This window comes from Kitasatospora sp. NPDC088264, from assembly GCF_040685715.1.
In the GTDB taxonomy this organism is placed as follows: Bacteria; Actinomycetota; Actinomycetes; order Streptomycetales; family Streptomycetaceae; genus Kitasatospora.
This window is the reverse complement of sequence record NZ_JBFBIR010000039.1, coordinates 64,766-76,354: the sequence shown is the minus strand read 5'-3', so window position 1 is coordinate 76,354 and position 11,589 is coordinate 64,766. Positions and strand designations below refer to the sequence as shown.

Below are 11,589 nucleotides of genomic sequence, written 5' to 3'. Positions count from 1 at the left end.
ATCCGGGTAGTACGTCAGATACGCCGCACTCACCCCCTCCAGCGCCGCCTCCCACGTCCCCTCGTCATGCCAGTCGAACGCCACCGCCCCCGACCCCACCCGCACCCCATAACCCAACCCCGCCAACCGATCCGCCACCCGCCGACCGGTCTTACCCGTCCCACCCACCACCAGCACCACACCAGCACCGACCGGAAGATCCACAACACCCTTACGAGCCATCACGAGCACCTCATTCGGAGAGACGGAGGAAACTGACGGAACCGACGTCCCGAAGGCGCCGGCGGCGATCGGGAGGTCCGACGCGATCCGCGGGCCCCTACCGCTCTGCGAGCCCGGCCGGTTCGTCGTCATGGCACCATTCAAATCCACCCCGAGTCGGCGAACCATAGCCACCGCACTCACATCCATGCGCGAGCGTCTACGCCGCCCACCAGCGGCTGTCCGGCCGGTCCGGTCCGCCACGGAGGTGCGGACCGGCTCCACCACCACCCCACCACAACACACCGCACCCCCGCCGGAAAGCCCTTTCCAGCACCTCTCGACCTCCTCTCCACCACCTCCGGAAATCGACTTCGAAAGAGCTCCGGAAAGCGGCGGGGAAGAAAATCACCGCTGGTGCGGAAATGCGGGTGGAATTCCGGCGGAACACCGGCGCGGCGACAGCGGCGGGCCCCAGGAGCGCGTCCGGACCGGGTCCGGGCGCCCGCGCCCCACCCCGGCAGCGGTAGTCTCGCGGCTGCTGTCGACCCGTGGGAGGGCATGTTCATGGCCAAGCTGATAGTCCTGCTCGCCGCAATCTCGGTGGTCTTCTCGATGATCGCGTTCAACGGCGGAAACGCCCCGATCGGCGTGCTGTTCGCCGTGGTGGCGGCGTCCCCGATCCTCTTCCTCGCCTACGCCGTGGCGACCAGGAAGCGCGCCGCCACCGGCGCCGCACGGCAGTTGACACCCGGCCGGCGCAAGGGACGGACGATCGCCGCACGGGTGGTCGCGCTGGCGATGGTCGGATTCCTCGGGTACGGCGTGTACTGGGTGATCTTCGAGCCGAAGGCGAGCGACAAGGCACTCAGCCGGATCTCCGACCTCGACGCCGGCTGCGCTTCCAACATCGCGCGCAAGTACTTCCCCAAGACCGCCGAGCACACCGGCGCCGGACCGCACCCGGTCGCGATGTTCACCGTCAGCGAGTCCGGCTCCTCGCACCCCGCCTCCCCCGCCGCCGGCTCGCCGGACTACTGGAGCGGGACCCGCCTGGACCCGTACCGCGTCCAGCTGATCGCCTGCCTGGGCTCACCCGACGAGGGCGAGTTCCTCACCGACTGCAAGTTCACCTCGGACACCCTCAAGCTCTACCGCGGCAGGTACGAGGTGACCGTGTACGAGGCCAGGACGGGGAGGAAGGTCGGCACCGAGCAGCTGCTGGGCAGCGCCAAACCCAGCTGCCCCAGCATGGTCTACCTGAAGAAGGACGTCTCCAAGCTGCACACCGAGCCAGAGTTCGCGGACTACCAGCAGGTACTGCGCAAGTACGTCGAGCAGTAGCCCGCCAGGAGCAGCGCCTCCCCGGGCGGCTCCTCCGCCCCCGGGGGATGATGACGGAGGGAGCGTCGAAGCTCACCGAGCGTAGCGAAGAGGACGCCCGCGTTCGATCCTGCGGAAAGCGGGCAGACGGGGCGTCTCGATACGGCGAGCGAAGGAGCCCCGCATGGCCGATCCGGCGAAGTCATCCGCGCGGAACCCGCACGACGGTGCGGCCCCCGGGGCCGGGTCCGGGTCCGGGTCCGCCGGAACCGGGGTCATCGAGACCAACGTGCCGGCCCGGCTGGACCGGCTGCCGTGGTCCCGCTGGCACTGGCGGATCGTGATCGGCCTGGGCACCGTCTGGATCCTGGACGGCCTCGAGGTGACGATCGTCGGCAACATGGCGGCCAGGCTCGCGCAGCCCGGCAGCGGCATCGCCATCTCGACGACCCAGGTGACGACGATCGCGGCCGCCGTGTACGTGGCGGGCGCCTGCTCCGGCGCGCTGTTCTTCGGCTGGCTGACCGACCGGCTCGGGCGCAAGAAGCTCTTCATGGTGACGCTCGCCGTCTACCTGGCGGCGACCGCCGTGACCTCGCTGTCCTGGACGGCCTGGTTCTTCTTCCTCTGCCGCTTCTTCACCGGGTTCGGCATCGGCGGCGAGTACGCGGCGATCAACTCGGCGATCGACGAGCTGATCCCGGCCCGGGTGCGCGGCCGGGTCGACCTGATCATCAACGGCAGCTTCTGGATCGGCGCCGCGCTCGGCGCCTTCGCCTCCGTCGCACTGCTGAACACCGCGCTGTTCGCCACCGACGTGGGCTGGCGGCTCGCCTTCGGGATCGGTGTCGTGCTGGGCCTGGTGATCCTGCTCGTCCGCCGGCACGTCCCGGAGAGCCCGCGCTGGCTGTTCACCCACGGGCGGGCGCCGGAGGCCGAGGAGGTGGTGGCCGAGGCCGAGCGGGTCGTGGAGCGGGAGACCGGCCGACCGCTTCCGGCCGTCACCGACCGGCCGATCCTGATCCGCGAGCGCGCCCCGCTCGGGTTCGTCACGCTCGCCCGCACCGTGATCAGCCGCTACCCGCGCCGCACGGTGCTCGGCCTCGCGCTCTTCATCGGACAGGCGTTCCTGTACAACGCCGTGACCTTCGGCTACGCGGTCATCCTGACCCTCTACTTCGACGTGCCGGAGGGCGACACCGGCTACTACTTCGCGGTCATCGCGGTCGGCAACTTCCTCGGCCCGCTGCTCCTGGGCCACCTCTTCGACTCGGTCGGGCGGGTGCCGATGATCGCCGGCACCTACATCGGCTCCGGCCTGCTGCTGTTCGGCACCGCCGCGCTGTTCCAGCAGGGTGCGCTGAGCGCGGCCGGCATGACGGCCTGCTGGACGGCCGTGCTGTTCCTGGCCTCGGCGGGGGCGAGTGCGGCCTACCTGACGGTCAGCGAGATCTTCCCGCTGGAGACCAGGGCGATGTGCATCGCCTTCTTCTACGCCGTCGGCACGGCGGTCGGCGGCATCAGCGGCCCGCTGCTCTTCAACGGCCTGGTGAGCAGCGGGAAGGTCTCCGACACCACGCTCGCGTTCTGCATCGGGGCGGCCCTGATGACGGCCGCGGGGCTGGTCGAGGCCGCGATCGGCGTACGGGCGGAACGGCGCAGCCTGGAGGACCTGGCGGCCCCGCTGAGCGCCGTCGAAGCGGCGGATCGTTAGCTGGTGCCGCCGCCGATGACCAGGATCCGTGTCAACTCGCGCACCCCTCACCGCGTTTGCCGCCGTCCCGAAGTCCAGGGCGTGTCTTCGAGCCCCGCCTGCGCGCCGACGCCGGGCAGGCTGCACGGCGGTGCGGTGGATCGGCCCGGCCGGGAATCGCTCAGCCGTCCGGCCGTCGAAGGTCGCATCGGAGATTTTCTGATGAATCATCAGACTTCTTTGGCATCAGCCATGTTGTTCGTGCGGGCCCCATCGGTCTGCGGCTAGCATGCGGGGCGTTCCGTTCGGAGACGAATCGCCCGGGAGGGCCGGCTGAGCTGCCGAGATCGGAGCCTGGCGGGCCAGGAGGAGAGTTCATGCGCGAGTCCTTAAAGCACGTCCAGCCCATCGGTGAGGGCCCGACCGCGGGCGACGTCGCGCTGCCGCCGGGCCTGCCGTACCCGGACGGGTGGGCCTCGGTCGGCTTTTCCGACGAGCTCAAGCCCGGCACGGTGCTCACCCGGCGGCTGGCCGGGGAGGACGTCGTGCTGTACCGGCTGCGGAGCGGGCGGATCCGCGCGATCCGCCCGTACTGCCCGCACCTGGGGGCCCACCTCGGCCTCGCCGAGGTGGAGGGCGACGACCTGGTCTGCCCCTTCCACCGCTTCGCCTTCGACCCGGACGGCCGGTGCGTGCGGACCGGGTACGGCTCCGCGCCGCCGAAGGCCTCCCTGGCGCAGCTTCCGGTCCGCGAGGTGAACGACGCCGTCTTCGTCTGGCGCCACCACGACGGCCGGCAACCGGACTGGGAGATCCCGTCGTGGCACACGCTCGGGCACCAGCCGCCCCGGCACGCCGCCTGGGAGATGGCCGGCTACGCCCAGGACGTCATGGAGAACGCGGTGGACCTGGGCCACTTCGTCACCCTGCACGGCTGGCCGAGCGGCGAGTTGGCGGCCCCGATCGACTGGGACGGCACGCGCTTCCACGTCTCGATGCGGGTGCAGGAGGACTTCCCGCTGCTGGGCCGGCGCCAGGTCGAGATCGAGGTCGACGGTTACGGCCTCGCCTGCCTGCACACCGACGTGCACACCCCGGCCCTCGGCCTGAAGATGTGCTCACTGGTGATGGCCACCATGGTCGCGCCCGGCCGGATGCAGTTCCGGCAGGCGAGCCGGTTCTCCTTCGACGAGCCGTCCCGGCTGCCGCCCGCGGTCGGCAGGGCGGTCAGCCGGTCGCTGTCGAGCCTGCTGGCGGGCCCGATGTTCAAGCGGAGCTGCGAGTTCACGGCGGCCGACTTCCCGATCTGGTCCACCAAGAAGTACCTGTCACCGCCCCGGCTCGCCCCCGGCGACGGGCCGATCGGCGCCCTGCGGCACTGGGCCCGGCAGTTCTACCCGCCGGACCCCCAGGAACACCTGCCCGCGCCGACCGCCCTCACGGTCCGGACCGAGAACGGTGCCCGCAGCGGGCTCGCCAAGCCCTGAGCGGACGGACGGACGGACGGCCGGGGCCCGGGTCGGGGCCCCGGCCGGCCGTCTGCTCAGCTCGGGAGCCGGCCACCGAGCAGGAAGGCGGTGAACGGCGCGAGCACCCGGGGGTCGGTGAAGTCGACGCCGTGCGCGGTCGTGTCGAAGGTGACCATCGCCGCCCGGTGCCCGAAGGCGCGCTGGGTCTGCCGGGCGCCGTTGTAGGTGGTGTCGGGGTCGTACCGGTTCTGCAGCATCAGGATGTTGCGCGGGCCGTCCGGGTCGGCCCGGACCGGCGGTTCCTTCGAGCCGTAGTGCCAGAAGGCGCACGGCCAGACGTTGCCGCTCATGCCGTTGGTGAGCGGGTACCGGGCCCGGTCGGCGGCGGTGCGGGCGGCGTAGACGGCCGGGTCGCGGGGCCAGGCCGAGTCGCCGCAGATCACCGCGAACTGGGCCGCGAGGAAGTTGTCGGGGATGACCTGCGGCAGCGGGTTGCCACCCGATCCGCCGGTGCCCGCGCCCGTCGGCCCGGCGGCGACCGTCGCGCCCTCCGGCGTCGGGGCCTGGGCCTGGGCCTGGGCCTGGGCCGGAGTCGTGTCGCGTTCCTCGGCCAGTTGCAGGACCCGCGCGCCGAGGGGGTAGTAGCTCGGCTTGACCAGCGAGGCGTAGACGACGCTGCGCAGGCCGCCGCCGGTGAGCAGCCGGCCGCCCGACAGCGGCAGCGGGTCGCGGTCGACCTCGCCGGCCAGCCGGAGGTAGCTCGCCCGGACCGCCTCGGGGGTGGCGCCGAGGTGCAGGGTGGCGTCCTGGGCGGCGACGAAGCGGGCCAGGGCCGGGAAGGAGTCGGCGAAGCCTTCGCTGAACAGCCTGAACCCCTGCTCCAGCCCGCCCGGCGGCACCGTGCTGTCCAGCACCACGCGGTCGGTGTGCGAGGGGAAGAGGGTGGCGTAGACCTGGCCGAGGTAGGTGCCGTACGAGCTGCCCAGGTAGGAGATCCGGGGCAGGCCCAGGGCGGCCCGGATCCGGTCCAGGTCGCGGGCCGAGTTGGCGGTGGTCACGTCGGCCAGGTAGCCGCCGCTCGCGGCCGCGCAGCCGTCGGCCACCCGCCGGGCCTGGTCGAGGTTGGCGGTGATCGAGCCGTCGGGGCCGGGGAAGGGGTAGTTGAGCTGGGCGTCCCGCTCGGCGGCGGACAGGTCGCAGTGGACCGGGGTGCTGTTGCCCACCCCCCGCTCGTCGAAGCCGATCAGGTCGTACGAGCGCAGGACGTCCGGCGGCAGCAGCTTCGCCATCTCGCCCGGGTAGTCGAGTCCGGAGCCGCCCGGCCCGCCCGGCACCACGGCCAGGGTGCCGCGCCGGTGGGCGGGGTCGGCGGTGCGCAGCCGGGAGACGGTGAGGGTGATCGTGCCCTCGGCCGGGTCGTGGTAGTCCCGCGGCACCCGCAGGGTCGCGCACTGCTGGCGCGGGTCACGGGTGAACGGCACCCCGTTGGCGTTCGGGGTCGGCGCGGGGCAGGACCCCCAGGCGAGTTGCGCCGCCGGGGCCGCGACGGCGGTCGGCGCGAGTGGTGCGGCGAGCAGGAGGGCGGCGGTGAGCAGCGCGCCGCCGGCGCGGGCCGTGGTGCGGCCGGTAGGTCGGGTCATGCGTCCGACGCTAGGACTGGTGAGGTTCCGTCAGCCTCGGCGCGGGGGTGGAGAATTCACCCGGGGCGCTTCTCCACCCGGCTCCACCCGGCTCCACCCGGCTCCACCCCGGGGGTGAGTTCGACCAGGGCGGGCCGGACGGGCCGGTGTCGGCCCGTCCGGCGTCGGACAGGTCCTACGCGTGGGCGCCCGCGCACTCCGGGTGCCCCCAGCTGCTGCCCACCTTGGTGATGGTGTCGCCCTTGGCGTAGGGGCGGGTGCAGGGGCAGGTGCCGGGGAAGCGGGCGGCCAGGGTCCGCGAACCGCCCGAGGAGCGCTTCTTCGCCGTGGACGAACCGGCCGACGAGCCCGCCGACGAGGAAGCCGGGCGGGCGGCCCGCGCCGGGGTGGTCCGGGCCGGGTCCGGCTCGGGGAGGTCGGCGGCGGTTCCGCCCGCGGCCTGCTGCCGGCGGGCGGCGTCGCTTGCGGCCTTGTCGGCGATGGCGTTCAGCGGGTCGCCGTTCACCTGGTGGGCAGGGACGTACATGAAGGTGACGTCCCGCCCGGTCAGGAGCTCGTCGATGTGCTGGATCAGCTCGCGGTTGGCGACCGGCTTGCCGGCGGCGGTCTTCCACCCGTTGCGCTTCCAGCCGACCAGCCACTTGGTCACCGCGTCGCGGGTGTACGTGCTGTCGAGCCGGACCTCCAGCGGGACGGCCGGATCCGTCGACGCCAGCAGCTGCTCCAGCGCCGTCAGCTCGCCCACGTTGTTGGTGCTGTGCCCGAGCGGACCGGCCTGCCAGCGCTGGGGCACCCCGGCGGCGTCCGCCACCACATAGGCCCAGGCCGCCGGACCGGGGTTGCCCTTGGCTGCTCCGTCACACGCTGCAATGACTCGTTCGACCATGCCCCGATCATGCCAGGACGTGGCAGGCCCGGGCCAAATCGGTCAGATCCGGAGCAGCAGCAGGAGCAGGGCCGCGGACCAGCTGAAGTTGGTCGAGTTCCGCCCCTCCCCCGTCAGCGGGTCGTAGTTCTCCCGCAGCGGACCGTCCCCGCCGAGCCCGGCCGCCGCGGCCAGCAGCCGGTCCGTCGCCCGGCGGGCGTCCTGGCTCCAGCCGGACCGGCGCAGGCCTTCGATGGCGAAGTAGGTCTGGTCGATCCAGGCCAGCCCGCGCCAGTACCCGGCCGGGTCGAAGGAGGGCGAGCTGCGGGCGACGGTCGGGAACGGCAGCGCGGTGCCGAACTCGGCCGGGTCGAGCAGGAGCCCGCGGACCGCGCGGGCCTGGGCGGGCGAGGCGGTGCCGGACCAGAGCGGGATCGCGCCCTCGATGCCGCGCCCGCGCGCGGTGAGGCGGGCGCCGGTGGCCAGGTCGGTGTCGTGGAACCAGCCCGTGGCCGGGTCGAACATGGTGTCGCGCACGGCCCGGTCGATCGCCTCGGCCCGTCCGCGCAGCCGCTGGGCGGCGGTGCGGTCGCCGAGTTCGGCGGCGATGGCGGCCAGGGCGCGGTGGTCGGCGGCCAGGTAGGCGTTCAGGTCGACGGAGCGCTGGGTGAGCGACCAGCCCAGCAGGGCGCCCTGCGCGTTGCGGTTGGCGACGACGGCGGTGCCGAGGGCGGCGTCGAAGCGCGGCGCGTTGTCCATGCCGGACTCCCAGGCCGCCGCCGCCAGGCAGTCCGCCGGGGCGGCGTTGCCCGGGTCGGCGGTGGCGCCGTACTCGCACAGGCCTTCGCCGTCGTGGTCCCGGGTGCGGTACCACCAGTCCTGGTAGGCGGTCAGTTTGGGCAGCAGCTCGCGCAGGAACGCCCGGTCGCCGCCGCGCCGGTAGACCTCCCAGACCGCCCAGGAGGCCAGCGGGGGCTTGGAGTTGCGCTCGTTCCAGTTGCCGCCGCCGGTGCTCGGGTCGTTGTAGAAGACGCAGTCCGGGATCATCCCGGCGTCCTGCGGGCGGTCGGCGGAGTCGGGCCGGATCTGGTGGTCGAACATCGCCCGGATCTGGTCGGCGGCCAGGTCGGGGGCGAAGACGGCGGTGCCGGCGGCCTGCTTCCAGGTGTCCCAGGCCCAGACCCCGCTGAACCACTTGTACGAGAGCGTGGGCGTGACCGCGTCGTGCCGGATCCGCCCGGCCGGGCTGCGCCAGTTGGTGACCAGGGTCTGCACGCACTTGACGGCCGTCCGGCGGCGCGCGGCGGGGACGCCCTCGGTCGCCCGGGTGACGTACCCGGCCCAGCGGGCGGCGCCCGCCGCGGCGACCCGGTCGGGGGCGCGCAGCGCGGCGTCCGCCTCGGCGACGGCGCGGGAGTGCTCGGCGTCGGTGAAGGTGTAGCTCTCGGCCCAGTCCAGGGTGCGGGCCGCGCCCGGGGCCAGCCGGACAGGCCCGGCCAGTTCGGTGCGGTGGCCGTCGCCGCTGACGGTGGTGCGGACCGGCGCCGCGTGGCGGACCTCGAAGCGCTCGGTGCCGTCGGTGAGGTAGTCCCAGGTCTGCCGTACCCGGGCGAACCGGACGGCGACGCCGCGCTCGGCGGCGACCAGGGCGGGGGCGTCGTGCTGGGGGCCGGTGGCCGGGCGCAGCAGTGTCCCGGTCCAGGCGACCTGGAGGGTCCGTTCGGCCGGGCCGCCGTTGGCCAGCCGGGCCCTGACCAGGGCGGTGCGGTTGCCGGCGAAGCGCAGTTCGAGGGTGAGCGCCAGGCGGCCGCCGAGGTCGTAGGACTGGCGCAGCAGCCCGGGCAGCGAGGTGAGCCGGGGGGCGCCGCCGGCGGCGAGGTCCAGGATCCTTCCCTGCTCGGTCAGTTGGAGGCGGTTGAGGCCGTCGCTGAGCCACCACGGGTATTCCTGGGCGAGGTGGAGGGGGCCGGTGAAGCCGCCGAGCGGGTCCTGCGGGCGCGGCAGGGCGTAGGCGTGCCAGGCGCCGAGGTCGGCGAAGACGTTGATCGGGTTGTTGCCGGTGGCGTCGCCGGGGTAGGCCTGCGCGGGGGTGCCGTGCAGGTCGAGGATGTCGGCGTAGCGGTCGGACAGGTCGGACAGGGCGGACGGGTCAGCCAGGTCGGACGGGGCGGCCTGCCGGTCGTCGGCGTGGGCGGCCGGTGCGACGCCGCCCGCCACGGCGAGGGCGGTGCCGGTGGCGGCGGTGGCGGCCAGGAGTCGGCGGCGGGACAACGGCGTCATGTGCGCTCCTCGGCGGGCGTGGACGGAGACGGAGACGTGGGCGTGGACGGGGACGGAGAGGCCGGATCGGGGCCGGCGGCGGGAACCCGGACGATGGCGGCGCCGAGCGGTGCGAGGGTGACGCCCCGGCCGGTGTCGGCGCCGGTGAGCAGGTCGGTGCCGGGCCGGTCCAGCGCCACCCGGCATGCGGCGGGGCCGTGGTTGAGCAGGAACAGGTAGTCGGTGCCGTCGGCGGCGCGGCGGCGGGTGGCCTCGACGCCGGTCGGCAGGCCGGGCAGTTCGGCGCCGACCCCGGCTTCGGCGAGCGGCAGGTCGAGCACCCGGCCGACGTCCGCGCCGAGGTGGCAGCCGAGGTACCAGGCGCTGCCGGTGCCGTGGCGGTGCCGGGTGACGGCGGGCAGGCCCGCCAGCTCGCCGGAGGCGTAGCGGGCGACGGTCTCGGCGCCCTCGGTGTCGATCCATTCGCTCCAGTGCTCGGCCCGCAGCTCCGGCCCGCCGTCATCGAGCCGGACGGTGGTGGCGGCCCCGTCGGGGATCGGCCAGTGCTCGTCCACGACGAGGCCGAACAGCGGCCGCAGCGGCCCGGGGTGGCCGCCGGGGTGGAGGTGGTCGTGCCGGTCGCTGATGCCGCTGAACGGGCCGCAGACCAGGTGGCCGCCCGCCTGGACGAAGGCGGTGAGCCGGGCGGCGGTGGCGGTGTCGAGCAGGTACAGGTTGGGGGCGAGCAGCAGCCGGTAGCCGTCGAGGTCGCCGGTGGGCGGGACGAAGTCGACGGTCACGCCGCGGTCGTGGAGGGCCGCGTACCAGGGCCGGAGCAGGTCGAGCCAGCGCATCCGCGCGGAGGGGTGGTCGTCCAGCTCCAGCGCCCACCAGCTGTCCCAGTCGAGCAGGACGGCCGCCCGCCCGCGGATCCGGCTGCCCGCGATCTCGCCGAGCCGGCGCAGCTCTGCCCCGAACCGGACGGTCTCCCGCCAGCCGCGCGAGGAGGTGCCGCGGTGCGGGAGCATCGCGCTGTGGAACTTCTCGGCCCCGGCGACGGAGGCGCGCCACTGGAAGTGCAGTACGCCGTCCGCGCCCCGGGCCAGCGCCTGGAGCGACCAGAGCCGGTACAGGCCGGGCCGTTTGGGCAGGTTGACGGGCCGCCAGCTGACGGCCGAGGGGGCCTGTTCCATCAGCAGCCACGGCTTGCCGCCCTTGAGGGAGCGCATCAGGTCGTAGTTCATGGCCGCGTTGACGTGTGTGCGGGGGTCGGCCGGGTCGGGGTAGGCGTCGTCGGAGACGAGGTCCTCGTGGCGGCTCCACTCCCAGTAGTCCAGCGACTTGAGCATCGACATGAAGTTGGTGGTGACCGGCACGCCCGGTGAGACCTCGTCGAGGACGGCCTTCTCGGTGCGGTGCAGGGCCAGCAGCGCGTCGGAGCAGAACCGGCGCCAGTCCAGCAGCTGGGTCGGGTTGACCGGCCCCGGCGCGGCGCGCGGTGGTTCGATCTCGTCGAACGAGCCGTAGCGCTGCGACCAGAACGCCGTCCCCCAGGACCGGTTGAGCTCGTCGACGTCGCCGTGCCGCTCGCGCAGCCAGCGCCGGAAGTCGGCGGCGGACGCGGGGCAGAAGCACTCCTGGACGTGGTCTCCGTACTCGTTGTGGATGTGCCACAGGGCGAGTGCGGGGTGGTCGTGGTAGCGCTCGGCGAGGGCCCGGGTGAGCCGGGCGGCGGCGGCCCGGTAGACGGCGGAAGAGGGGCAGTAGTGCTGGCGCGAGCCGAACTCCAGCCGGACGCCGTCGGCGGTGACGGGCAGCAGCTCGGGGTGGGCGCGGACCAGCCAGGCGGGTGGCGAGGCGGTGGCGGTGGCCAGGTCGACGGCGATGCCGTGGCCGTGGACGAGGTCGAGGAGGCGGTCCAGCCAGCCGAAGTCCCAGCTGTCGGCCGCTGGTTGGAGCCGCGCCCAGGAGAAGACCCCGACGGTGACCAGGTTGACCCCGGCCTCGGCCATCAGCTTCACGTCCTCGGCCCACACCTCCTCGGACCACTGCTCGGGGTTCCAGTCCCCGCCGTAGAGGAGGCCGGGCACGCGGGTCAGCGCGGCCGCGTGGGAAGGAGTACGGGAGGTCATGCGGGGG

At 73.6% G+C, this 11,589-nt stretch carries 7 protein-coding genes and 1 pseudogene; 3 read left to right on the top strand and 5 right to left on the bottom strand.

The annotated features are described in order from the left end of the window. Positions 1 to 354 (bottom strand): annotated as a pseudogene (locus tag AB0O82_RS26195) (hypothetical protein); the annotation flags it as partial. 414 nt (positions 355 to 768) lie between these two features. Here AB0O82_RS26195 and AB0O82_RS26190 point away from each other — a divergent pair. The 3 genes from AB0O82_RS26190 (at position 769) to AB0O82_RS26180 (ending at position 4,704) form a co-directional block, all read left to right on the top strand. Beyond that, complete coding sequence (locus AB0O82_RS26190; protein ID WP_363586399.1) at positions 769 to 1,545, top strand: hypothetical protein; 777 nt, start codon at positions 769 to 771, stop codon at positions 1,543 to 1,545. A 163-nt stretch (positions 1,546 to 1,708) separates the two neighbouring features. Beyond that, positions 1,709 to 3,238: an MFS transporter gene (locus AB0O82_RS26185; RefSeq protein WP_363586398.1), complete on the top strand. Its 1,530-nt coding sequence runs from the start codon at positions 1,709 to 1,711 to the stop codon at positions 3,236 to 3,238. 356 nt (positions 3,239 to 3,594) lie between these two features. Further along, positions 3,595 to 4,704, top strand: coding sequence for a Rieske 2Fe-2S domain-containing protein (locus AB0O82_RS26180; protein WP_363586397.1), 1,110 nt, complete (start codon positions 3,595 to 3,597; stop codon positions 4,702 to 4,704). A 56-nt stretch (positions 4,705 to 4,760) separates the two neighbouring features. Here the strand turns inward: AB0O82_RS26180 and AB0O82_RS26175 are convergent, their stop codons facing one another. The 4 genes from AB0O82_RS26175 to AB0O82_RS26160 all read right to left on the bottom strand — a co-directional run bounded on the left by AB0O82_RS26175 (position 4,761) and on the right by AB0O82_RS26160 (position 11,582). Then, positions 4,761 to 6,326, bottom strand: a complete 1,566-nt coding sequence (locus tag AB0O82_RS26175; protein WP_363586396.1) for an alpha/beta fold hydrolase — start codon at positions 6,324 to 6,326, stop codon at positions 4,761 to 4,763. Between the two features lie 175 nt (positions 6,327 to 6,501). Beyond that, positions 6,502 to 7,212: a ribonuclease H gene (locus tag AB0O82_RS26170; RefSeq protein ID WP_363586395.1), complete on the bottom strand. Its 711-nt coding sequence runs from the start codon at positions 7,210 to 7,212 to the stop codon at positions 6,502 to 6,504. 42 nt (positions 7,213 to 7,254) lie between these two features. Next, on the bottom strand, positions 7,255 to 9,471 hold the full coding sequence (locus AB0O82_RS26165; protein WP_363586394.1) for a trehalase family glycosidase: 2,217 nt from the start codon (positions 9,469 to 9,471) through the stop codon (positions 7,255 to 7,257). Next, the gene (locus AB0O82_RS26160) at positions 9,468 to 11,582 is read right to left on the bottom strand and encodes a beta-galactosidase (protein ID WP_363586393.1); all 2,115 of its coding nucleotides are present in this window, start codon (positions 11,580 to 11,582) and stop codon (positions 9,468 to 9,470) included. Before AB0O82_RS26160 ends, AB0O82_RS26165 begins: the two co-directional genes overlap by 4 nt. Positions 11,583 to 11,589 lie beyond the last annotated feature (7 nt).